The sequence below is a fragment of the Pseudoalteromonas sp. ATL1 genome (assembly GCF_058933015.1).
On the sequence record NZ_JBZYXL010000001.1, the window covers coordinates 4,058,719 to 4,081,510 of the forward strand.

Sequence of the window (22,792 nt, forward strand, 5' to 3'; positions counted from 1 at the left end):
ATTGGGCTTCCTTTTTAAGAGTGGTTTATCACTTGCATTTCTGTACCTTTGAGTAAAATAATCACAACCAATACTTTTTAACTTACCGCTATGTGACCAAAACCTAGAAGTGTGCAGTTTTGACAAGAAAGCATTGCGATTCAGCTTGAGCTTTTCCAGTCAACTAAGAGGCTCAACCTTTGTGAAACCTACGAAGCGATTCCAAAAGATGTGTCGCCCAATGATCCGCTGATCTCCGCTCGGCTTGAAATCGTTCTGAGTGCTTGGCGCGCTTTTGCATCTAAATCCCCATCCAGACGCTCGAATTTATAGTATTGATATTCGCTCACGGTGACCTTGCTATCTATTTATGGTGAATTGAAAAGTGTGTTTTAACAACGGCTGTACCTGAACCACTCTGGCGATGGGCTCAGCGTTTATGTAACGTCTTGGGTCAATGGTTACAAATCCCCAAAACTGTAAAAATCGTTCAATAAACCTTAACTCGATCAACATACTTAAGCGTTGCTCCGGCGAGAAGTAATCGTCCGTAGAGAATTCCTGTAGCACATTTGGGTAAGCAGCTATAACTTCATTAGTCAGTTGTTCTGCACTGTTATGACTTTGAATGCGCCAAAGCATAAATACCCAAAAAGCGCTTAACTCGATATCACACTCAAATAAATCAAAATATCCCCAGTTATATTTAACCGTTGCAGCTTCTAACATAGATTTGAAAAAAGCCTTTATACCTAAGCGCTGATACTGAGCCTGTGCAGACTTTTTGACATGATAACGGCCACTCCGACGATAGATAATACCGGAAATTTCAGCCAATACCCGTGTGTAGTGTAGCGCATTGAACTTATCCTCGTTGCTACCAGCAAACTCACTGATACTGATGTCATCATCGAATTTTGCCACTGCAAATTCAGGTAATAACTCACTGGCTTGCTTCACTAACTTAACCGGCAGATTGCCTTTACTCGTCGCTTTAAAGGAGCCTTCTTGCGCCATAGCTTCATCAAGAATGAGGGCTAAATAGCGCATCACCGGGCTGGCAGAAAGAGAGTCGGGAGTGCTAATTGTCACCCACTGCAACTCATCAAAAGGCGCATAAAGCCAATTGGCCATTTGCGCTGGCGTTAAACCACAAAAGTCGGGATGAGGTTGATTATTGCGATCTTGCACTTTGTGCTGTAAAGCTGCGTTGAGTTCATCAAGGCTCAAATTTGGGTTCATTGCCAGCATGGCTTCAACATCATCGAAAACTTGGGTGTGTTGCTTGGAAACGCTACTCATACAACAACGTTTAAATTTTTTACCACTGCCACAATGGCAAGGATCGTTACGACCGAGCTTCATTACTGTCCCTTCTTATTGTTATAGAAAAAGCACTGCTTTTTCCTGTTTGCGCTGTTCCAATGTCTTCGTAATTGCAGATACTGTTGTTTTACTGATCCCCTGTTGCGGCTCTTTAGTTTCGACTTGAACTTGCGTGCTCGCTTGCAAGGTAAAAGGTGATAAATTGCCAAACTGCTGCAAATAGCTGTCTGCGTACTGAAAAAACACCTTGCCAATTCTGAGCTAAGACCCCTACGCCTACCTGCTCACCTGAGCTTAACGTACGGGTTACTGTAAGCTTTTGAATCAGTTTAAAACTCATCTTTTCTAGCAGGCATAGCAATACGTTCCTTGCTCGGTTGTGTGAGTTGATAGAGCCTATCTAGCGAATCAGTGTCTGCCAAAGCAACTGCAATTGGCGAAATGAAATTTATCCAATCAACTCAAACTTCTTAATGGTGGCTGTTGGTACGCAGCTTCGCTCGTTGGCGTAACTCACGCAAATAATCTGCATAGGCTTGGCTTACATCGGTATCATCAGGTAAGGTAAAATTCATCCGCAAAGACCAAGTGGATACAGTTATATCCATTGTATAGATAAAAAGCCCAAAATGGCTATTATGGTATCCAAAAAAACTAGAGTTTGAAAATCCCCCCGATTAAGCCTTTCAAAACTGCTATTTTTTAACCATAACTGCAGCGTGAAAACGGTACTGTTTTGATTTAGAGGGTACACTGGAAGTGCTTTCTTTTGGTGGTGGTAATGTTGACCCTAATAAGAAAACTAACATTCTTGCGTATTTTTCTGCTTAATCTGAAAATACAAATGAAAAAGCCAAAGCGCTACCAATGCGAGAGGAATACACGACCTCAGCCCCTTATATGAAAGAGATTTTAAATACACTCGATTATTTTACATCGGAAGACACTTTTGATTTATACAAGGAGAAAGCAGCTTTGTTAATCACAGATAAGCGACAGGTTGATGTCTTTATTTGAAACTCAATAACAGTCAATTTTAGTAATTTATTAGCGCAGCCATCTAAAAAACGCTACTCAGCTAACATCTTAACTGAGTAGCGAAAAATTAGCGTCAGTTAATCGTCAGCTTGTTCGTTTAACACCTCTTCATCAGGGGTATCATTTTTGCGAGCTTCAATCTCAAACTCATCCACTCGCTGTAAACCGCGTGGTAGTTTATTACCACGGCGGCCACGCTCACCATGATAATGCTCTAAATCACTTGGCTTAAGTGTAAGTTTGCGCTTACCTGCATGGAGTGTCACAGAGCTACCTTCAGGTACGCAAGCTAGCACTTTTACAAACTCTTCACGGGCTTGTACTTTGGCACTTGGAATAGAGATGATCTTGTTACCTTTACCCTTGCCTAGTTTGGGTAAATCACGCAGTGGGAACAGTAACATGCGGCCTTCGTTTGAAATGGCCATACACATATCTGTGGCAACATCATTCACTATAATAGGCGCCATCAACTGCGCCCCTTTAGGTACGCTTACCAACGCCTTACCATTTTTGTTTTTACTCACTAAGTCGTTAAACTCGGTGATAAAACCATAACCGCCATCGGTTGCCATAAGGTAAAGGGTTTTCTCATCGCCCATCACCACATGTTCAAAAATGCTGCCTGGTCCTAAATTAAAGCGGCCCGTCATGGGTTCGCCTTGGCTACGCGCTGACGGTAAACTGTGCGCTTCGGTGGCAAACGCACGGCCTGAGGTATCTAAAAATACCGCAGGTTGATTGCTGCGCCCTTTGGCTGAAGCTTTGTAACTGTCGCCTGAGCGATAGCTTAACCCTTCTGCATCAATGTCATGACCTTTGGCAACACGTGCCCACCCCTTGTCAGATAGCACAACGGTTACCGATTCCGACGGGATCAAATCTTTTTCACTCAGTGCTTTGGCCTCAGAGCGCTCAATCACTGGAGAGCGACGCTCATCGCCATACAGCTCTGCCGCTTCTTGAATTTCTTTTTTCATTAACGTCGACATACGACGCTCGGAGCCTAAAGTCAGTTCTAATTTATCACGCTCTGCGGCTAGCTCATCTTGCTCACCACGAATTTTCACTTCTTCTAATTTCGCTAAGTGACGTAGTTTTAGATCAAGAATGGCTTCGGCTTGTTTGTCCGATAAGTTAAAGCGTGCAATAAGCTCAGCTTTCGGGTCATCTTGGGTGCGAATAATTTCAATGACTTCGTCGATATTTAAGAAAGCAATCATTAAGCCTTCTAAAATATGCAAGCGTGCCAATACTTTATCTAAGCGATATTGCAAACGACGACGTACAGTTTCGCGACGGAATACTAACCACTCAGATAAAATTTGTTGTAAGTCTTTCACCTGTGGACGACCATCAAGGCCTATCATATTCAGGTTAACGCGATAGCTTTTCTCTAGATCGGTTGTGGCAAATAAATGTGCCATCAAAGGCTCAAGCTTCACGCGGTTTGAGCGCGGCACTATCACAATACGTGTTGGGTTTTCATGATCTGATTCATCGCGTAAATCCGCCACCATGGGCAGTTTTTTCGCGGTCATTTGCGCGGCTATTTGCTCTAGCACTTTTGCGCCAGAACATTGATGCGGTAGCGCGGTGATTACAATATCGCCTTGCTCTTCCGTGTACACAGCACGCATTTTGATGGAGCCGCGCCCCGTGGTGTAGATCTTCTGAATATCCGACTTGGCAGTGATGATCTCCGCATCGGTTGGATAATCCGGCGCCTGCACCACTTCCATTAATTCTTCTAACGAGGTTTTAGGCTGATCCAACAGCATGCAACAGGCGGTTGCCAACTCTTTCACGTTGTGTGGCGGAATGTCGGTGGCCATACCCACGGCAATACCGGTTACACCATTGAGCAAAATATGTGGCAAACGTGATGGCAGTACCTTAGGCTCATCCATGGTGCCGTCAAAGTTAGGGGTCCAATCAACGGTGCCTTGACCCAATTCTTTTAGCAGTACTTCGGAGAATTTAGATAAACGCGCTTCGGTATAACGCATCGCCGCGAATGACTTAGGATCGTCCGCAGCACCCCAGTTACCTTGGCCATCAACCAATGGATAACGGTAAGAGAATGGCTGCGCCATTAGCACCATGGCTTCGTAACAGGCACTGTCACCATGCGGGTGATATTTACCCAATACGTCACCCACGGTACGCGCAGATTTTTTATATTTAGCGGCGGCCGATAAGCCTAGCTCGCTCATGGCATACACGATACGACGTTGCACCGGCTTTAAACCATCACCAATGTGAGGCAATGCACGGTCCATGATCACGTACATGGAGTAATTTAGATAGGCGTCTTCAGTAAAACGCCCCATCGTTTGTTGTTCAATCCCCTGTAAAGACAAGGTTTGAGGATCTGTCATGTAACACCCTATTTATTGTTATAGCGAACGCGGTAAACCGCATTGGCATAATCATCCGATATCAACAAGCTACCATCTGCCAGTTCAGCAAATGCAACCGGACGACCTAAGGTTTGTTCTTTATCTAAAAAACCAGTAATAAACGGCTCGTAAGCGGTAATTTCACCTTCTTTAATGGTCGCCATCATGACTCGATAGCCCACTTTTTTGCTACGATTCCATGAGCCGTGTTCCGCCACAAACAGCTTATTATGCATCTGTTGAGCAAATTGTTTGCCACGATAAAAATGAATGCCTAATGGCGCAACATGTGCTTGCAAAGCAAGCTTGGGCATTGTGTACTTTTGCATATCCACCAGCGTTTTGCCCTTCGCAAACTCATGGTCTAACACACTGCCACCATGCACGTACGGAAAGCCAAAGTGTTCGCCATCCACGCTTACTCGGTTTATTTCATCGGGGGGAATATCATCACCCATCATGTCGCGGCCATTATCAGTAAACCACAACGCACCACTTTGTGGGTTAATATCAAAGCCAACGGAATTACGCACACCTTGCGCCACCGTTGTGAGTTTTTTACTTTGCAAATTCAGTGAAAAAATACGACCAAATCGCTCATCTTCAGCGCATACATTGCAAGGTACACCTACGGGGATGAGTAGCTCGCCATTGTCAGCAAAGCGGATAAATTTCCAGCCATGATGGCGTTCACTGGGTAACCCATCAAATACGACTTCAAAGCTTGGTTTAGTGAGTTGTTTATCAATACTTTTAAAGCGAATTATACGGTGTACTTCCGCAACATATAAATCGCCATTGTGAAGCGCTAAGCCTGAGGGCATGGTGAGCCCTTGCGCCAGGACGATTTTCCTGTCCGCGACACCATCTTGATTATTATCAATCAGCGCATACACATTGCCCGCTTTGCGCGACCCCACATAGACTACACCCGATTTAGACACGGCTAACTGTCGTGCGTTTTCTACATTCTGAGCAAAGTAGCTAATTTCATAGCCTTTGGGCAAAGTGAGGCGCTCTAACAACGCCTCAGCATGCCCAAAAAAAGGCAATATGAAAGCACACAGTACAAGCAAGTATCGCGTCATTTCGTTATACCTCGACCTGCGCCTTGTCGCCGTGCATCTCCAACCACTCTTTGCGGTCGCCTGAGCGCTTTTTAGCCAGCAACATGTCCATCATTTCCATCGTTTGCTCTTGCTCGTCTAGCGTCAGTTGAACAAGGCGACGGGTGTTCGGGTCCATGGTGGTTTCGCGCAGTTGTAACGGGTTCATTTCACCCAAACCTTTAAAGCGCTGCACGTTAACCTTGCCGCGTTTTTTCTCCGCTTCAATTCTATCAAGCACGCCCTTTTTCTCGTCCTCATCCAGTGCATAATACACTTCTTTACCCACGTCGATTCTAAATAGTGGCGGCATTGCGACATACACATGGCCTTGTTTTACTAACGTTGGGAAATGACGTACAAACAGCGCGCACAGCAAAGTAGCGATATGTAGTCCATCCGAGTCCGCATCGGCAAGAATACACACTTTGCCATAACGTAAACCCGATAAATCTTCTGAGTCTGGATCAATACCCAGTGCGACAGAAATGTCATGCACTTCTTGCGAGGCCAAAATTTGCCCCGATTCCACTTCCCAGGTATTTAAGATCTTACCGCGAAGCGGCATGATGGCTTGGAACTCTCTATCGCGCGCTTGTTTTGCTGAACCACCCGCCGAGTCACCTTCCACCAAAAATAATTCTGATCGTTCGGTTTCACTGCCTGAACAGTCAGTGAGTTTGCCGGGTAATGCAGGACCTGAAGTGACTTTTTTACGTACCACTTTTTTCGCGGCGCGCATGCGTTTTTGCGCATTACTGATACACAGCTCTGCAAGTAGTTCTGCGGTGTCAGTATGTTCATTCAACCATAAACTAAACGCATCCTTCACAATGCCGGAAACAAACGTGGCGCAAGAGCGTGAAGACAGCTTTTCTTTGGTTTGGCCTGCAAATTGCGGATCTTGCATTTTAACTGACAAAACATAGCTACACTTATCCCAAATATCATCGGGGGTAAGTTTGACGCCTCTGGGTAATAAGTTACGAAACTCACAAAACTCACGCATAGCCTCAAGCAAGCCTTGTCTCAGACCATTAACATGCGTACCGCCCTGTGCGGTTGGGATTAGGTTCACATAACTTTCAGTGATAGACTCGCCGCCTTCAGGCAGCCAATGCAGCGCCCAATCTACGCCTTCAGTTGAACCGCTAAAGCTTCCCGTAAATGGGCTTTTTGGTAAAACTTCATAGCCTTGCGCGCTGTCTTTTAAATAATCTTCAAGGCCAGCCTCATAGTGCCACTCTTGCGTTTCTTTGGTTTGCTTATTGAAAAAACGAATACGAAGACCCGGGCAAAGTACGGCTTTGGCTTTTAAGTTGTGATTGAGTTTGGCTAATGAGAAATTGGCCGAGTCAAAGTAGCTGGCATCCGGCCAAAAGTGCACTGAAGTACCGGTATTACGTTTACCCACTGTGCCTGTAATTTCAAGATCTTGTACTTTATCACCATGTTCAAAGGCCATTTCATACACTTGGCCATCACGCTTTACGGTGATCTCAACTCGGCTCGACAATGCGTTTACCACGGAAATACCTACCCCGTGCAAACCGCCCGAAAATTGATAGTTTTTATTGGAGAACTTACCACCCGCGTGTAGCTTAGTTAAAATAAGTTCCACGCCCGGCAAACCTTCTTCAGGGTGGATATCGACAGGCATGCCACGACCATCGTCAATGACTTCCAAAGAGTTATCTTCATGCAAAATCACATCGATTTTAGTTGCATGTCCAGCGAGCGCTTCATCGACACTGTTATCTATGACCTCTTGGCCAAGGTGGTTGGGTCGAGTGGTATCTGTGTACATGCCGGGACGACGTTTTACTGGCTCTAGGCCATTTAAAACCTCAATGGCTTCGGCGTTATAGTTTTGCTCGCTCATAGATAGATTCTTTTTATTTAATTCGTTTTGTTTTACGTGATTTTAAGAAAATTGACAACCGTGTCAAAGTAACGATGAAAGTCCATAAAACTATGATCACCAGCAAAATCGATACGTTGCTGGCATGACTTATAATATTCTAGCGCTTGTTGGAACGGTAGCACTTCATCACCCATTTGCTGCAAAAGTAACAACAATTGCGGATTTTCTAGTTCTGCTAAGTACAACTGCTGCAATGCTTGCACGTGTTGCATATCCAAAGTGTAATGCACTTGCTGGTAAGGATTATACTGTGGCCCCAAATAATCTGCTAATAATTCAAAGGGCCGCACAGCTGGATTGATGACAACCGCTGGAATTTTATGCGTTTGCGATAAATAAGTGGCATAAAATCCGCCCAATGAGCTACCAAGCAAAACCGTATTGTCGTCAATTAATGCTTCAAGCTGATGAATAGCAACACGCGGGTCAAAGTGTAAACATGGCGTAATATACTCACATTGCAGTTTTTGTTCACTTAACCAACGGCCAAACTGCTGTGCTTTCGCCGACAACTCAGAGCTATTGAAACCATGAACATAAATTACCCGTTTAGCCATACAACCTCAGTACTAAACGCCTCTTCATTAATATGAATTAACCGAAACCCAGGACCTAAATCTTGCTGCTGCCAATCATTTGTATGCTTGGCAAACTGAATCGACGTGGCGGGTGTTGAAAATACGTCGAGTTCTCGGAATTTTTGCTGATATTCGTTATGCACATGGCCGTGAAATACAGCCCTAACGTTAGCGCTCTCGACTAACACATTAAGCAACTGAGCACCATTTTCCAAAATATGTTTGTCTAAATAACCATTGATTGGCAATGGATGATGATGACAAAAGACTAACGCACAATGGTCAAACTCATGAAGTTTATCTTTGAGTTCACGTAAGTGAGATTCGCTACACCAGCCTACAGGCGTAGGCCCCTTTGAATTGGCTAACAAGATATCTAACTTTGGTGTATGTATTACTTTTGCGCCTTGAATTTGCGAGCAATTCATTGCCTCTAACAATTCAAGCTCATCATGATTGCCCGGCACCCAGAACACCGGGCATGATAACTCTGCGCCTTCAATCAATTGCGCAAACAGCTGGTAAGATTCTCTGCTGTGATCTTGGGTGAGATCGCCACCAAATATTATCCCGTCCACTTTGTGCTGTGATAAATGGGCCAGTACATGGCGCAAATATTGCGCCGTATTCACATCAAAGTACTGCCCGTCTGAATCTTTACTTAAATGACAATCGGTAATATGGGCAAAGGTAAGTTGAGGACGTGTAAAAGTATATTGATGCTCAAACCAAGCCATTATTAACATCCCAATTAAGTGGCACTTTACCACTTTCTAAGCATGCCATCAGCCAATCAGCTAAAAAGGCATTGAGCTGATACTTTTCATCTTTTTGGTGCATACCTGGGTTTGGGTAACCATAAGAAGGCTTAATGCGTTGGTGGTAATCATAATGGATCACTTCTGCCACTTTGGCGTCGTGATACAGACGCACGTTTAAAAGCATGATGGGTAAAAAAACACTGAAAGAAGACAACTGTTTAATGGTGATATCCGTCGTGTAACGTGCACACTCTTTTACTTCAACCACATAGTGAGCATTGGCAAGCTCAATCGCCCGTTGCGCACCTTTAATCTCTTCTGGTAATACCTTCAATGCACGCAAATAATTACGTTCGCACAATGTAATGTACTTAGGTAAGGATTGAACATATTCTCTTGCTAGCGCAATTTCACTCAAGGTGACACCTCAACTTCTAAAACTACTCACTACTGGCCAACACTTTATCTTTATGTAGCGCTAACCATTGTAGACTAATGACGGTGGCTGCGTTATCTATCTCACCGCTATTCAAACGCTCCATGGCTTCTTGATATGGTAGCACATGGGTTTTAATATCTTCACCTTCACTTTCCAAACCATAGACACCACTGGCTTGAGATAAGTCAGTTTCTGCCAAGTACAAGTATATACGCTCCGTTGTACCTCCTGGGCTCGATAAATAGGACATCATGAAATGCAACTTATCGAGTGTTAAACCTGCTTCTTCAAGCGCTTCTTTACGTGCAACTTGTTCATAGTCAAGGCTACCCTCAGCCATGCCTGCGATACATTCCAACAACCAAGGTGAGGATTTGCTGGCCATAGCACTAATACGAATTTGCTCAACTAGGAGCACGCTATCCATTTTTGGATCGTAAGGTAAAACACATACCGAATGACCTCGTTCTAAAATCTCTCTAGTAATCGTATTCGACATGCCTCCTGCAAAAAGTGCATGCCGAAAATGATATAACTGAATCTTAATGAATCCGTTGAAAACTGTTTCAACCTTTTCTAACTGCACGTCGTTATTATCAAAGCAGCTAACTGTGACCATGATTCGCTCCAATTTTTTTTATTAGGGGGTTTAAAATATGTGCAATTGTCCCCATCATACCCATTTACTGATCACGCACATCTAAACATTAGAGACACATTTTATATTCTGTTACATTTGTTGATTCAGATTTACGTATTTCTTTTTTCGTTCTGAAAAAAAACAGGGTAACATGCATTTAATATAAAAAGTTGTCTAAGGACTGAACGAACAATGAAAAAAAGTTTATTATCTCTGTTAGTTGGCTTGTCTTGTACGCTAGCGAATGTAGCACATGCTGAAGACTTACTTCAGGTTTATGACATTGCAACAGCCAATGATCCAACCGTATTAAAAGCCAAAGCTCAAGCAGATGCGCAAAAGTTTGCCCAAGACAGCGCACTTGGTGCTTTATTACCGCAACTGGGTTTTGAATCAAGCTATACGCAAACTGACTCAGATGGTTTTTCACAGGCTCTAAATGATACCACTGGTTACGGAGCCATAGGCAGCAGCTTTAGAGACACGTTCAGTCGTTCAATTTCTTTACAGCAATCTATTTTTGATCTTTCCGCGTGGCAAAATTTAGGCATCGCTGAAAAACGTGCACTGCAAGCGGGTACACAATATGAGCAAGCACAACAAGACTTAGTCGTGCGTATTGCTCAGGGCTACTTTGATGTTTTAAGTAAACTAGACAACCTTGAGTTTGTACAAGCGGAAAAGCGTGCAATCGAGCGCCAGCTTGAGCAAACCAAGCAGCGCTATGAAGTGGGTCTAACAGCTATCACCGACGTACATGAAGCACAAGCTCAGTTTGACCGCGCCGTTGCAAACGAAATTGTTGCTAAAAATGACGTAGAGACGGCTCGTGAAACGCTGCGTACCATTACTGGTAAATATCACAGCAAGCTTGATACTCTGAATACAAACACATTCTCTACCGTTGTGCCAAACAAAAAAGCCAATGATTTTGTAAACATCGCAAAAGATAAAAACTTGTCACTGGCAATTTCGAAGGCCAGCCTAGATATCGCACAAGAACAAATTGACCTTGCACAAGCTGGACACTATCCAACGTTAAGTTTAAATGCCAGTTACGGTGACTCGTTGACGGATTCTGATGGCCGCCTTCAAGTTCCTCGTGAAGATCAAACGAGTGTTGGTGTGAAACTAAGCGTACCAATTTACTCTGGTGGCCGTACATTGGCAGCAACAGAGCAAGCGCGCGCATTGTATGTCGGTGCAAGCCAAGATTTAGAAGCCAGCATGCGTGAAGTTACACGTTCAGTTATCACGTCATACAATCAAGTGATGTCGAATGTTGCGACATATAAAGCACTAGAACAAGCGGTTGTATCGGCACAAAGTGCATTGCAAGCGACTGAAGCTGGTTTTGAAGTGGGTACTCGTACCATTGTTGACGTGTTAGTGAGCACACAAAACCTTTATAACGCGAAGAAAAACCTTGCTGACTTGCGTTATCAATACGTTTTATCATCGCTACGTTTAAAGCAAGCGACTGGCACGCTATCCCGTAGCGACCTAGAAGCGATCAACAAAGGCCTAGTGCAAGGCTAGTTCACCTTCGAGACAACGCTTATATTGCAAAGCCGGCCAATGCCGGCTTTTGTATTTTTAAACACTTACCGATAAACTATCAACATTGAGTAGTAAGAGATTTTTTTTGTGGTTACACACCCTACCTTCAAATGGTCATTTTTATCACCCCGCAATTGGCTTACCTGGATTGGGGTGTTGTTTTTATATTTAATATCTTGGTTGCCGCAAGGCATGCAGTTTTTTTTAGGTAAAACACTGGGTCGATTGTTACATCGGTTTGAAAAAAAACGCCGCCACATAGCAAAAACCAATATCGATCTGTGCTTTCCTGAGTTAGATGAACAAGCTCGCACTGAAATGGTGCTAAAAAATATGGAAAACACCGGTATTGCCATGCTCGAAACAGGCATGGCATGGTGGTGGCCACAGTGGCGAGTCAACAGAGTGATTGGCTCAATAGAAGGCATGGAGCACATCGAGCATGTGCAGGCTCAAGGCAAAGGTGTACTGCTTTTGGTTCCTCATATGTTGCACCTTGAAATGCTCAGTCGTGTATTGGGCACCGAGCAACAAGGTATTGGTTTTTACCGACCTCATAATAGCCCGCTTATGGAATATTTTATGACTAAGGGTCGTTTAAGGTCCAATGAAAGCTTGATCGCTAAGCGTGATGTCAAAGGCCTTTTGCACGCACTCTCTCAGAAAAAACTATGTTATTACTTGCCGGATCAAGACTATGGTCGTAACCGTTGTGAGTTTACTTCATTTTTCGCAGTACCCGATGCAGCAACCACCACTGGTACATTATTATTTTCTTCAAGCAAAAAATGTGAAACACTGAGCTTGAGTGGCACAAGAGATGCTAGTGGAAAGTACCATATAAAAATTTATCCACCGTTGAGTGACTTCCCAAGTGACAACGCAAAAACCGATGTTACGCGAGTTAATCAACGTATGGAGCAGTCAATTATGTCTGCACCAGAACAATACATGTGGCTTCATCGTCGCTTTAAAACACGGCCTGATGAAAACGCGCCGTCGTATTATCAATAAGTTACAAATATAACTATGAGAAGACAAACAAGAAGAAGACCAACAAGACCCGCTAAGGCGGCACCACCGCCACCACCGACGGTGAGAAAAAGAAAGGCCAAACCAGTTGCTGCCCTGTGGTTTTGGATAAAGCACTTGTCATTAGCTTTTATTCTTATTTTTGCCGCTTATTACTTTTTGTTTGGCGCATTACCTAATATGAGTACCACATCGAATGTGGCTGCTAAGGGATTTTCGCAGTTTTATGAAAGCTTCCGAAATAGTACGTCGAGTCGCGATACTGAACGCGCTAATTTTGTGATTGAGCTGGGTACACCGAGCTTTCGCATAGATGAAGCGCTAAAAGAGCGCGAACGCGTTGTTAAACCTTCTAGCCAGCGTTGGACTGGCGAAGTACAACCTCGACGCTTTGAATCGGGCGATACTTTGCGAAGTGTACTGGCAGAATATGCAAGAAATGAAGATGTCGAGCTATTTTGGTATCTAGACAAAGACTATGTAGTGAAACAAAATTTCCGTGTTGACAGTAATTTTGTCTCCGCACTTTACCAAGTGGGTAGAGCCATTAATGATGATTTTGAAAATGAAGTTTATACCTTTTTCTGCCACCGCCAACGCGCCGCAGTGATCACAGAAAACCCATCACGCTTTGTGCGAGACAATTGTCGTAAACTAGTCAACTAACGAGTATCAGCAGTTGTTATTCAACAACTGCTGACATCATCTGCTATCAATTCACTCAAACCAAACGACTTTCAAATATTGTCCGCACCTGTTGGGCAACACGTCTAATAGTATCGTCTTTAGAAACACACTTGCCTTGACGATTTAAACTCTGTTTGTGATGTAACTCGCGAAAAAAGCAATAGGCTTGTGTCAGGCTCTGCTGTTCTTGCGTATTTAAAATACCTAAATTACTCGCCCCTTCCAAAATTCTGACATTGTCGGTGTACTCAATCATTGCACTGTGATCATGGGCATAATTAAGCACCAGAAATTGTGCAAGAAACTCTATGTCAGTCATGCCTCCAAATCCCTGCTTCAGATCAAACACGCTGTCTGTATCTTTAGACAAATGCGCGCGCATTTTTTCTCGCATAGAAATCACATCATTGACCAGTGATTGTTGCGCTCGTTTTTGTTGCAGTACATCGGCACGAATTTGCAAAAATCGCTGCTGCATACTTGCCTCGCCCAATACCATGCGTGCTCGCACCAACGCTTGATGTTCCCACGTCCATGCCTGCTCTAATTGATATTGATAAAAACTTTCCAAATGAATCGCAAGTAAGCCCGAGTTGCCTTCTGGCCTTAGTCTGGTATCTAGTTCATACAAGATCCCTGAAGCTGTTCGGGTGTTGAATAAGTGCATTAACCGCTGCGCGAGCTTGAGGTAAAACTGCCTTGAAGAAATGGACTTATCACCTTGAGTTTGCCCAAACTCGTCGCTGTTATGGACAAAAACAAGATCGAGATCAGAGTCATAACCCAGCTCCCAACCTCCGGCTTTTCCGTAAGCTATCACAGCAAAACCTTTATGTTCTATATCTCTGTCGCTAGGCGCACCATAGCGCTCTGTCATTTGCTGCCATGCGAGATTCACAGCTTGTTCGATAATGGCTTCACTCAAAGCGGTTAAGTGATCGCTCACTTTCATAATAGATAAAACACCCGTGGCATCTGCCGCTGCAATACGTAACTGATGTGCCTGCTTAAACTGTCTCAGCGCCTCCATTTGCATCTCAAGATCATGTTGCTCAACACGTAAGAAATACTGGCGAATTTCAACTCGATATGCATTCAGCGGCAGAGGTTTATAAAGTGCTGCAGGGTCAAGTAGTTCATCCAGTAACATTGGGTACTTGGCAATATGCTCAGCTATCCAAAGGCTGTGGGAACACAAATAGACTAACTGCTTAAGCGCCCCTTGGTTTTCATATAAAAGCTCTAAATAGGCGGTACGTGAAGCAACCGTATCAATTATTTTTAGTACGCTCGACAAAGTGTCTGCTGCCAGCTGGTGTTCTGTCGATTGAAATAATAAACATGGGATCAACTTATCCAGTATGTCTCTGCCTCTGGCACCAATTTGACGTTTTGATAGCCCCGCTTTAAATGAAGCAAGACTTTGTTGCCAATCGCTAAGCTGCGTTTCGGACAGCTTACCAGCCAACGACTGGCAATCGCTTTCAAGCCAAGCAAAGGTATAGGCTTCATCAAACTGGCTTTGCTCGAGCGGCTCATCACCGATAACTTGGGTAAATTCGCAGCGGATCTGCGCCATCACTCGTTGAATATTCGCAATACAATCAGTGTGATATTTGCTACCGGTGAGCATAACTAAACGCAATTGCCCTAGCTCATCTTCGGGCAGAGTTTGTGTCTGTTGATCGGCAAATGCTTGCAAGTATTGCTCGATACGCCTTAAGAACAAGTAGTTATTTTGTAATGACTGCACCACTTCTTGAGGAATGACTTTTATCACCTCTAATTGTTTAAGCGCATTGAGCAGTGAAGGCGTTTGCAAATTAACATCTCGCCCACCACGGATCATTTGTAGCGCTTGCACAATAAACTCAACCTCTCTGATCCCGCCAGCGCCAAGTTTAATATTATTCACCAGCCCTTTACGTCGAACTTCTTGGGCTATCATGTGCTTCATTTTACGCAGTGATTCTATGACCGAAAAATCAATGTAACGACGATAGACAAAAGGACGCAGCATGGTATAAAACTCCTGCAAATACGCCTGCCCACCACCGAGCAATCGGGCTTTTAACATGGCATAACGCTCCCACTCTCGTCCTTGATCTTGATAATAATCTTCCATGGCTGAGAGGCTCATAACCAAGGGGCCGCTGTCACCAAATGGACGTAAACGCATATCAACTCGAAAGACCTGCCCATCAGCCGTAACCTGATCGAGTGCAGCAATGAGTTTTTGCGCTACCTTGGTATAAAAAACCTGTGCCTCAAATGGACGTCGCCCTCCCTGCGTCGCAACATTGCGCGGATAACAAAAAATAAGGTCGATGTCAGACGAAAAGTTCAGTTCACCGCCGCCTAACTTACCCATTCCCAGTACTAACATGGGTATAGCCTGACCTTCTTCGTCTAAAGGTGTCCCGCATTGTTTGACGGTTTGTGCAAAAGCCCATCGGTTCGCGGCATCAATTAATCGCTCAGCAAGTTTGGAAATATAGGCAATACTGTCGTCTATCTTGTTGCCAGCGACCAGATCCAACCACATCACCTTTAACCAATAGCGCTGGCGGTAATGACGCAGCAGCTTAAAACACTGATGCTCATCAAGTTCATCAACCTGACTCGGAAGCGGATCGGGTACGGCTCTATCATTTATTTGCGACGCATCTAACAGCCATTCGCCTAATTCAGGGCGTTGTTGCAAAATGCGGTAAGCAAAATCACTTAATGCGAGTAGCCTAGATAGCAATGGGTCTTCACTTTTTTCGGAATATAAAGATTGCCAACGCTCGGTTGCCAATTGAGCCAACTGCTCCGATAAGGTAACGTGATACATAAAAATCTCCATTGCTATGTAGCTCAATAGGTTGCGAGTAGTTATAGTAACAATATTAAAAAATTCACCTATAGAGCGAATATGAGCTATTTATCGTTACAAAACATCAACTTTATGGCTATCGCAAGCTGCTTTGTTGTGATCTGCTTTGTTGTAATGATACTACGATTGCGCGTGCAATATATCGCGAAAAAAGTGCTTCAAGAAGAGCTTGCTAAACGAGACAATTTTGCGCTTGGGATCAGTTTTGCAAGTCAAATTGCCACTATCTGCTTTAGTGTTGCCTACTTGTTTGGCGATATTAGTCTAAAAACCGCTCAACAACAGCCTTTACAAACCGCTGTAACGTTGCTGAGCGTGTCTATTTTCATTATTTTTGGTCAATATATTCATCGCAAGTGGATCTTGTACCAATTTGATGAAGAAGAAGCCATACTGAAACAGAACATTTGCGCCGCGCTTGTCGATTCCGGCATGCTGATTGCCAACGGCATTCTAGTCTTAGGGCTTTATCATTGGGTGCACCCCAAAGGGATTAGCGACCTACTCGTGGTTGGAGCGAGTTTTCTCTTGCTTCAAGGACTCTTTGCACTCGATAGCAAAATAAGAGAAACCCGTTTCGCAAAAGTAAATCAAGGCGCATCTCTACAAAAAAACTTCAATTTGGCAAATACATCTATCGGGATCCGCTACGCAGGTAAAACCATTGGTCTATCATTGGCTATTTATGCGGGATTACACAGTGCGCCTTACCACGGCGCCATGATTGTTGAAAATCTCTTTAGCGTGGTTTTGCATTGTGGTGCGATGTGGGCACTGCTTTATGCCGGCAGCACATTATTGATGCATATATCGTTGCCAAAAATTGACATTGGGCTGGAAGTGGACCACCAAGACAACATCGGGATCGCCTGTATAGAATTTGCGATTTTTGCATCTATAGGCTATTTACTAATAAGTGTGTTTTCTGTGTAGCCACGGACTTTGGCTGCGCAAGGCGGGGCCATGTCTATCAAAATTGATAATTTCCTGTTGGTTGACAGCAATAGCGAGTTCAGCCGGGAGTATGCTGAGTATATAAAAGCGCATTCTCAAAACTCTGAGAGTCAGCTGATCATCGCTGGCGATAATACTCGGCATATGCTGAAAATGATGTTTGATAACCTAGTCACCGACTATAGTTATTGCGATTTTTCAAATGAAATCAGCGTTTCTGAGTTAGCCACTTACTTAAGCGAACATCATCAAATCAGCGGTGTGCTGATCCCAAGCTTAGATTACCACCTTGCCAGTGAAGCACAGCAATTTATCTTTAACTCCCTTCATCCAACTCGCTATTTACTAGAGCAACAAGAAAAAGGCGGATACCGATATAAAAAATTGACTGATAAAGTGATTATGAATCACCTAACATGTCAGGGAGAGCTACCGAGTGTTGGAGCAAATATTGAAGATTCATTAGTTAAGCTCACGAGTGATTAAGTATTCGTTGGCCTAATTCGCTGATCCAACGTTTTTTATTACCCCCTTCTTCAAAGCACAATTATTCGTCACATCATATTGATTGTGATGTCACTACCTAGACGACCGTCATGCAAAACTTTACTATTACCCAATTGCCATATATTTCGAGTCAGCTATGCGTATACCTCATATTTTTCAACCATCTGAACTTTGTCTAAACACCCCTGTTGCATTAGACGAAGATGCCGCGGGACATATTGCTCGCGTACTTAGAATGCAAGTTGGTGACAAGGTGTCACTCTTCAATGGTCACGGTGGAGAATTTTTATGTGAACTCTCAGAAGTTTCAAAGAAAAATGTGGTTGCACTCCCTATTGAATTCAACGACAGAGACTGTGAATCGCCACTTAAAATACACCTTGGTCAGGGGATCTCTCGTGGCGACAAAATGGACTTTACCATTCAAAAAGCGGTGGAATTGGGGATAACTGAAATCACCCCTCTTTTTACCACACGCTGCGGTGTAAAACTGTCCGGAGAAAGACTAGCTAAAAAACATGCTCAATGGCAAAAAATCGCTATTGCTGCCGCTGAGCAATCCGGTCGCAATACTGTAACCACAGTACATACGCCTATTGACATCAACACCTGGTTAGCACAACCCTCTGATGAACTTAAACTAACTTTACACCCCAGAGCGGAACACAGTATTAAAACATTGCCCGCACCGACTAATGGGGTGCGTTTTATTGTTGGCCCAGAAGGTGGATTTACCGATGAAGAAATGCATGCCACCAGCGAGCAAGGCTTTATTGATGTGCGCCTTGGACCGAGGGTATTACGCACCGAAACTGCGGCGCTCACGGTACTCAGTGCTCTACAGTTACAGTTTGGCGATCTCGCTCTTTAATTTTAAAAATGCACCCCCATAAATAGTAAAAACGACAAAAGGTGACGCATGGCTATTAAATTAGGAATCATATCTGACCCGATTAGTGGGTTTAATATCAAAAAAGACACTGGTTTTGCCATGATGATGGCAGCTCAAGAACGTGGTTATGAGCTGTATTACATGGAAATGGATGATTTATATTTATACCAAGGTCAGGCTAAAGCTACGGCTGCTAAAGCCACTGTATTTAATGATACAATTCATTGGTATGAACTTGCCGAAAAGCAGTCTATCGACTTGGCCGATCTTGATGTGATCCTGATGCGAAAAGACCCTCCTTTTGATACTGAATACATTTACGCAACTTACATTCTGGAACGTGCGGAACAAGCAGGCGCTTTGGTTGTTAATAAGCCTCAGAGCTTGCGTGATGCGAATGAAAAACTATTCACAGCGTGGTTTAGTGAGCACACCCCTGATACGCTTGTCACACGTTCTCAAGCTCAAATTCGTGAGTTCTTAGCCAAACACCAAGACATTATTCTTAAACCGCTTGATGGTATGGGTGGCGCATCCATTTTCAGGGTGAAACAGGATGATCCTAATATTGGTGTTATCTGTGAGACGCTCACCGAGCACGGTCAACGGTTTGCAATGGCACAGCAGTATATTCCTGCCATTAAGCAAGGCGATAAGCGCGTGTTGGTGGTTGATGGTGAAGTTATCCCCTACTGTTTAGCTCGTATTCCACAAGGTGGTGAAACACGGGGTAATTTAGCGGCTGGCGGCCGTGGCGAAGCGCGTCCAATCAGTGAAGATGATTTAAAAATTGCCCGAGCTGTCGCACCAACACTCAAAGCCAAAGGCTTGCTATTTGTGGGTTTAGACATTATTGGCGACAAGCTCACCGAAATTAATGTGACCGCACCAACTTGTGTTAAAGAAATTGAAGCTGCGTACGATATTTCAATTATGGACAAGTTTTATGAGGCGATTGAAGCAAAACTCGCCCATACTAAGTAAAACGCAAAGCGGGGCCAGAATATGCAGTCATTAGAAAACCATTTTTTAGTTGCAATGCCAAGCTTGCAAGATCCATTCTTTAAGCACACAGTCACTTATATTTGTGAGCATAATGAAGAAGGGGCAATGGGATTAGTTGTTAACCACCCTATTGATGTCACGGTTGGTGAGCTACTGGATAAAATTGAAATTGATAATGATAAAACAACACCCGCCGCCGCTCAGCAGGTGTTTGCTGGTGGCCCTGTACACACTGACAGAGGGTTTGTGCTGCACACGCCTAAACCTGGCTACTCTTCTAGCCAAGAGCTGAGTTCAGATATCATGATCACCACGTCCAAAGATGTGCTTGCCTCACTGACTTCTACTAATTGTCCCGAAGCTTTTTTGATCACCCTTGGCTATGCTGGCTGGGAACGAGGTCAACTGGAAAAAGAGTTGCTTGAAAATTCATGGCTGGTGATTGAAGCCGACCCCGCAATTATTTTTAATACTCCGCCCGAGCAACGATGGGAAAAAGCAGTGCAAATGTTGGGAATTAACGCAGCACAGTTAAGTTCTCAAGCTGGGCACGCATAGTAGTAATTTATGACCAACAAAGAAAAAGCTCGCCCCGGCGAGCGCACCGTGATGGGATTTGATTTTGGTACCAAGAGTATTGGTATCGCTATCGGACAAGAGATCACAGGCACAGCCAACAGCCTAGGGGCAGTAAAAGCCCGAGATGGTATTCCTAACTGGCCCGACATAGAAACACATATTCAACAGTGGCAACCGGATTTATTAGTCGTTGGTTTACCGCTGAATATGGATGGCACCAACCAGCAAGTCACGTTTGCCGCAAAAAAGTTTGCTAATCGACTGCACAATAATTATCGCTTACCGGTTGAAACACAAGACGAGCGTTTAACCACAGCCGATGCCAAAGCACGCTTGTTTGAGCAAGGTGGCTACCGCAATCTTGGCAAAGGCAATGTCGATAGTATGTCTGCAGTCATCATTTTAGAAAGCTTTTTCGAGAGCTTATGGCAATAGTCGAACGAACCTCAGCCCCTGTCATGGACACTAATGCTTTCTAATCATGCAATTTTGTTTTGTTGAAGCCGGGGGCTAAGCACCCGGTTTTAAAACCTGCATTTTAGTAAAATCAGGTATAAAACCAGCCTGCGTGTAAGCTCTTTTGATCACGCCCTGTGATCGAAGTTTTGTTAACCCTTTTTGCAACGCAATAAACGCGCGCTCTCCATCAGGATGTAACTTAGATACAACGAAGTGACGGCTACCTAGCAGCATGACAACCCATTTAGGGTGAGCAACTAAATGTATGTCCTCCAATAAATACTGGTTATCCTGACTTGGCATAAGCGGCATCAGCATAAAATCAGCCCATTTCATGCTGACCATTTTTGCCTGCGCTATCCACTCATGTTCGATGAAGTGCTCCTTTAACGGCAAGCTCTGTATCGTCTCCCAATCTGTTCGCCACCTCGGTGTACTGACCGCACTGAGCTTATGCAGATCTTCCCATTTGGAAAGTGATTCAACTTGCTTATTATCTGGCGCATAAAATATCCCAGCATAGTATTGCCCAAGCTCAATAACGGCATCACTAATAAACACTTTGTTTTGTATTGCTCTAGCATCACTAAACCAGTAACTATCAAAACTAAGTAATAATTCGCCTTTCTCTAGTAGCTTAGTATTTCTAAAGTTAACTCTACCTGTTTGATAGACAAAAGATTTATTAAATCCACCAAGCAATAAAGCTTTTTGTAGCAAGATCATATCGACTACATCACGGCGAATGTAACTTCCTGAAAAATCTTCTACCTCTAATACATCTCGGCCATTTAAAAAACGCAGGTAATCGGCATAGACATCATCTCTGATATACATTTGCACTTCACCCGTATTTGCCCTACAAAAAGGAATTACACTCGTGGCGGCGATACAGAAAATAAAAAACAGCTTACTTATTATCCAAACCATCCACAGTGACTCCTTGTAAAAATCCAGCGCCCTGTTGCTCGTTATTCTGTAGCTTAATCATCAATCTTAGATCATTTGGCGAATCGGCATGATGCAGCGCATCAGCGTAATTAATTCGCTGCTGTTTGTATAACTCAAACAAGGCTTGATCAAAGGTTTGCATGCCAAGTTCTTTCGACTTAGACATGGCTTCTTTTATGGAGCCAACGTCACCTTTTTTAATTAATTCAGAGACAAGTGGCGTGTTAAGCAATACTTCAATGGCGGCTTCTCGACCTTCCCCTTTGGCTGATGGAATAAGCTGTTGAGCCACAATGGCCCGTAAGTTAAGTGCCAAGTCATATTTGAGCTTGTCGTGCTTTTCTTTTGGTACCAAGTGCATAATGCGGTCAATGGCTTGGTTGGCATTATTGGCGTGCAATGTTGCAACACATAAATGACCTGTTTCGGCAAAGCTTAGGGCATATTCCATGGTTTCTTGAGAACGGATCTCCCCTATAAGAATGACATCTGGCGCTTGGCGTAACGAGCTTTTTAGCGCAGCCTCAAAACTCTCCGTATCGATCCCCACTTCACGTTGCGTAATGATGCTCTTTTTATGCTCGTGAATAAATTCGATTGGATCTTCAATGGTCAGAATGTGGCCGCGCTGATTGCGGTTACGGTATCCCAGTAGTGCAGCTAAGGAGGTCGATTTACCGGTCCCCGTCCCTCCCACAAAAAGTACCAAGCCACGTTTGGCCATGATCACATCGGTGAGTACGGAAGGTAAGCCAAGATCTGCCACATCGGGGATCTCACTGATAATACGGCGCAACACCATGCCAGCACAATCTCGTTGCCAAAATGCAGAGACTCTAAAACGTCCCGCATCTGACACTATCGCAAAGTTACATTCTTTGTGCGTGTGAAATTCTTCTTTTTGCTGCGCGCTCATGATGGACTCGACTAAATCCAATGACTGACTTGCATCGAGTGTCACATCATCGAGGGGTAATAATTCACCATCAATTTTTGCACTAATGACCAACCCCGCAGACACAAACATATCAGACGCTTGTTTGGCGGCCATTTGCTTTAGGTATTTATCAATTTTATCTAACTGCATCAGGGTAC

21 protein-coding genes are annotated in these 22,792 nt (G+C 43.9%); 9 read left to right on the forward strand and 12 right to left on the reverse strand.

What is annotated here, in order from left to right; translation table 11 throughout:
* Nucleotides 1–339: 339 nt before the first annotated feature.
* The 9 genes from AC5FX4_RS17780 to AC5FX4_RS17820 form a co-directional block, all read right to left on the reverse strand.
* Nucleotides 340–1,344, reverse strand: coding sequence for a YecA family protein (locus tag AC5FX4_RS17780; protein WP_493607645.1), 1,005 nt, complete (start codon nt 1,342–1,344; stop codon nt 340–342).
* A gap of 18 nt (nt 1,345–1,362) precedes the next feature.
* Nucleotides 1,363–1,551, reverse strand: coding sequence for a hypothetical protein (locus AC5FX4_RS17785; RefSeq protein ID WP_493607646.1), 189 nt, complete (start codon nt 1,549–1,551; stop codon nt 1,363–1,365).
* Between the two features lie 869 nt (nt 1,552–2,420).
* Nucleotides 2,421–4,724, reverse strand: coding sequence for a DNA topoisomerase IV subunit A (gene parC / locus AC5FX4_RS17790; RefSeq protein ID WP_493607647.1), 2,304 nt, complete (start codon nt 4,722–4,724; stop codon nt 2,421–2,423).
* A gap of 8 nt (nt 4,725–4,732) precedes the next feature.
* Nucleotides 4,733–5,833 carry a PQQ-dependent sugar dehydrogenase gene (locus AC5FX4_RS17795; protein ID WP_493607648.1) on the reverse strand — a complete coding sequence of 367 codons (1,101 nt, stop codon included), beginning with the start codon at nt 5,831–5,833 and terminating at the stop codon, nt 4,733–4,735.
* Between the two features lie 4 nt (nt 5,834–5,837).
* The gene (gene parE, locus AC5FX4_RS17800; RefSeq protein ID WP_493607649.1) at nt 5,838–7,733 is read right to left on the reverse strand and encodes a DNA topoisomerase IV subunit B; all 1,896 of its coding nucleotides are present in this window, start codon (nt 7,731–7,733) and stop codon (nt 5,838–5,840) included.
* A 32-nt stretch (nt 7,734–7,765) separates the two neighbouring features.
* Nucleotides 7,766–8,332 carry a YqiA/YcfP family alpha/beta fold hydrolase gene (locus AC5FX4_RS17805; protein WP_493607650.1) on the reverse strand — a complete coding sequence of 189 codons (567 nt, stop codon included), beginning with the start codon at nt 8,330–8,332 and terminating at the stop codon, nt 7,766–7,768.
* Entirely contained in the window at nt 8,317–9,090 is a 774-nt protein-coding gene (locus tag AC5FX4_RS17810) for a metallophosphoesterase family protein (protein WP_493607651.1), read from the reverse strand. The genes AC5FX4_RS17805 and AC5FX4_RS17810 overlap by 16 nt, the downstream gene beginning before the upstream one ends.
* Nucleotides 9,077–9,532 carry a DUF1249 domain-containing protein gene (locus AC5FX4_RS17815; protein WP_493607652.1) on the reverse strand — a complete coding sequence of 152 codons (456 nt, stop codon included), beginning with the start codon at nt 9,530–9,532 and terminating at the stop codon, nt 9,077–9,079. The genes AC5FX4_RS17810 and AC5FX4_RS17815 overlap by 14 nt, the downstream gene beginning before the upstream one ends.
* 22 nt (nt 9,533–9,554) lie before the next feature.
* Nucleotides 9,555–10,172 carry an NUDIX domain-containing protein gene (locus tag AC5FX4_RS17820; RefSeq protein ID WP_493607653.1) on the reverse strand — a complete coding sequence of 206 codons (618 nt, stop codon included), beginning with the start codon at nt 10,170–10,172 and terminating at the stop codon, nt 9,555–9,557.
* A 213-nt stretch (nt 10,173–10,385) separates the two neighbouring features.
* Here AC5FX4_RS17820 and tolC point away from each other — a divergent pair, with 213 nt between their 5' ends.
* The 3 genes from tolC (at nt 10,386) to AC5FX4_RS17835 (ending at nt 13,451) form a co-directional block, all read left to right on the forward strand.
* Entirely contained in the window at nt 10,386–11,732 is a 1,347-nt protein-coding gene (gene tolC / locus AC5FX4_RS17825; protein WP_493607654.1) for an outer membrane channel protein TolC, read from the forward strand.
* A 108-nt stretch (nt 11,733–11,840) separates the two neighbouring features.
* A complete protein-coding gene (lpxL, locus tag AC5FX4_RS17830; RefSeq protein ID WP_493607655.1) occupies nt 11,841–12,767 on the forward strand; it encodes an LpxL/LpxP family Kdo(2)-lipid IV(A) lauroyl/palmitoleoyl acyltransferase in 927 nt (308 codons plus the stop codon).
* Between the two features lie 114 nt (nt 12,768–12,881).
* Nucleotides 12,882–13,451 carry a TcpQ domain-containing protein gene (locus AC5FX4_RS17835; protein WP_493607850.1) on the forward strand — a complete coding sequence of 190 codons (570 nt, stop codon included), beginning with the start codon at nt 12,882–12,884 and terminating at the stop codon, nt 13,449–13,451.
* A gap of 55 nt (nt 13,452–13,506) precedes the next feature.
* Here the strand turns inward: AC5FX4_RS17835 and glnE are convergent, their stop codons facing one another.
* Nucleotides 13,507–16,308, reverse strand: a complete 2,802-nt coding sequence (gene glnE, locus AC5FX4_RS17840) for a bifunctional [glutamate--ammonia ligase]-adenylyl-L-tyrosine phosphorylase/[glutamate--ammonia-ligase] adenylyltransferase (RefSeq protein ID WP_493607656.1) — start codon at nt 16,306–16,308, stop codon at nt 13,507–13,509.
* Nucleotides 16,309–16,389: 81 nt separating this feature from the next.
* Between glnE and AC5FX4_RS17845 the strand changes: the two genes are divergently transcribed.
* The 6 genes from AC5FX4_RS17845 to ruvX all read left to right on the forward strand — a co-directional run bounded on the left by AC5FX4_RS17845 (nt 16,390) and on the right by ruvX (nt 20,722).
* Nucleotides 16,390–17,283, forward strand: coding sequence for a DUF350 domain-containing protein (locus tag AC5FX4_RS17845; protein ID WP_493607657.1), 894 nt, complete (start codon nt 16,390–16,392; stop codon nt 17,281–17,283).
* A gap of 30 nt (nt 17,284–17,313) precedes the next feature.
* Nucleotides 17,314–17,790 (forward strand): hypothetical protein, encoded by a 477-nt coding sequence (locus tag AC5FX4_RS17850; protein ID WP_493607658.1) that lies wholly within the window; start codon nt 17,314–17,316, stop codon nt 17,788–17,790.
* Between the two features lie 157 nt (nt 17,791–17,947).
* Nucleotides 17,948–18,682, forward strand: coding sequence for a 16S rRNA (uracil(1498)-N(3))-methyltransferase (rsmE, locus tag AC5FX4_RS17855; RefSeq protein WP_493607659.1), 735 nt, complete (start codon nt 17,948–17,950; stop codon nt 18,680–18,682).
* 48 nt (nt 18,683–18,730) lie between these two features.
* A complete protein-coding gene (gshB, locus tag AC5FX4_RS17860) occupies nt 18,731–19,687 on the forward strand; it encodes a glutathione synthase (protein ID WP_493607660.1) in 957 nt (318 codons plus the stop codon).
* Between the two features lie 21 nt (nt 19,688–19,708).
* Complete coding sequence (locus tag AC5FX4_RS17865; RefSeq protein WP_493607661.1) at nt 19,709–20,266, forward strand: YqgE/AlgH family protein; 558 nt, start codon at nt 19,709–19,711, stop codon at nt 20,264–20,266.
* Between the two features lie 9 nt (nt 20,267–20,275).
* Nucleotides 20,276–20,722: a Holliday junction resolvase RuvX gene (ruvX, locus tag AC5FX4_RS17870; protein ID WP_493607662.1), complete on the forward strand. Its 447-nt coding sequence runs from the start codon at nt 20,276–20,278 to the stop codon at nt 20,720–20,722.
* Between the two features lie 75 nt (nt 20,723–20,797).
* Here the strand turns inward: ruvX and AC5FX4_RS17875 are convergent, their stop codons facing one another.
* Nucleotides 20,798–21,676: a hypothetical protein gene (locus AC5FX4_RS17875; protein WP_493607663.1), complete on the reverse strand. Its 879-nt coding sequence runs from the start codon at nt 21,674–21,676 to the stop codon at nt 20,798–20,800.
* Complete coding sequence (locus AC5FX4_RS17880; protein WP_493607664.1) at nt 21,657–22,784, reverse strand: PilT/PilU family type 4a pilus ATPase; 1,128 nt, start codon at nt 22,782–22,784, stop codon at nt 21,657–21,659. The genes AC5FX4_RS17875 and AC5FX4_RS17880 overlap by 20 nt, the downstream gene beginning before the upstream one ends.
* Nucleotides 22,785–22,792 lie beyond the last annotated feature (8 nt).

Bases quoted from the DNA above. Each gene is read 5' to 3' on its own strand.
- AC5FX4_RS17805 (WP_493607650.1), bottom strand. From the start codon at position 8,332: ATGGCTAAACGGGTAATTTATGTTCATGGTTTCAATAGCTCTGAGTTG.
- ruvX (WP_493607662.1), top strand. From the start codon at position 20,276: ATGACCAACAAAGAAAAAGCTCGCCCCGGCGAGCGCACCGTGATGGGA.
- AC5FX4_RS17845 (WP_493607657.1), top strand. From the start codon at position 16,390: ATGAGCTATTTATCGTTACAAAACATCAACTTTATGGCTATCGCAAGC.
- AC5FX4_RS17865 (WP_493607661.1), top strand. From the start codon at position 19,709: ATGCAGTCATTAGAAAACCATTTTTTAGTTGCAATGCCAAGCTTGCAA.
- AC5FX4_RS17780 (WP_493607645.1), bottom strand. From the start codon at position 1,344: ATGAAGCTCGGTCGTAACGATCCTTGCCATTGTGGCAGTGGTAAAAAA.
- parC (WP_493607647.1), bottom strand. From the start codon at position 4,724: ATGACAGATCCTCAAACCTTGTCTTTACAGGGGATTGAACAACAAACG.
- AC5FX4_RS17820 (WP_493607653.1), bottom strand. From the start codon at position 10,172: ATGGTCACAGTTAGCTGCTTTGATAATAACGACGTGCAGTTAGAAAAG.
- gshB (WP_493607660.1), top strand. From the start codon at position 18,731: ATGGCTATTAAATTAGGAATCATATCTGACCCGATTAGTGGGTTTAAT.
- AC5FX4_RS17875 (WP_493607663.1), bottom strand. From the start codon at position 21,676: ATGGTTTGGATAATAAGTAAGCTGTTTTTTATTTTCTGTATCGCCGCC.
- AC5FX4_RS17810 (WP_493607651.1), bottom strand. From the start codon at position 9,090: ATGGCTTGGTTTGAGCATCAATATACTTTTACACGTCCTCAACTTACC.
- rsmE (WP_493607659.1), top strand. From the start codon at position 17,948: ATGCGTATACCTCATATTTTTCAACCATCTGAACTTTGTCTAAACACC.
- glnE (WP_493607656.1), bottom strand. From the start codon at position 16,308: ATGTATCACGTTACCTTATCGGAGCAGTTGGCTCAATTGGCAACCGAG.
- tolC (WP_493607654.1), top strand. From the start codon at position 10,386: ATGAAAAAAAGTTTATTATCTCTGTTAGTTGGCTTGTCTTGTACGCTA.
- AC5FX4_RS17795 (WP_493607648.1), bottom strand. From the start codon at position 5,833: ATGACGCGATACTTGCTTGTACTGTGTGCTTTCATATTGCCTTTTTTT.
- parE (WP_493607649.1), bottom strand. From the start codon at position 7,733: ATGAGCGAGCAAAACTATAACGCCGAAGCCATTGAGGTTTTAAATGGC.
- AC5FX4_RS17850 (WP_493607658.1), top strand. From the start codon at position 17,314: ATGTCTATCAAAATTGATAATTTCCTGTTGGTTGACAGCAATAGCGAG.
- AC5FX4_RS17880 (WP_493607664.1), bottom strand. From the start codon at position 22,784: ATGCAGTTAGATAAAATTGATAAATACCTAAAGCAAATGGCCGCCAAA.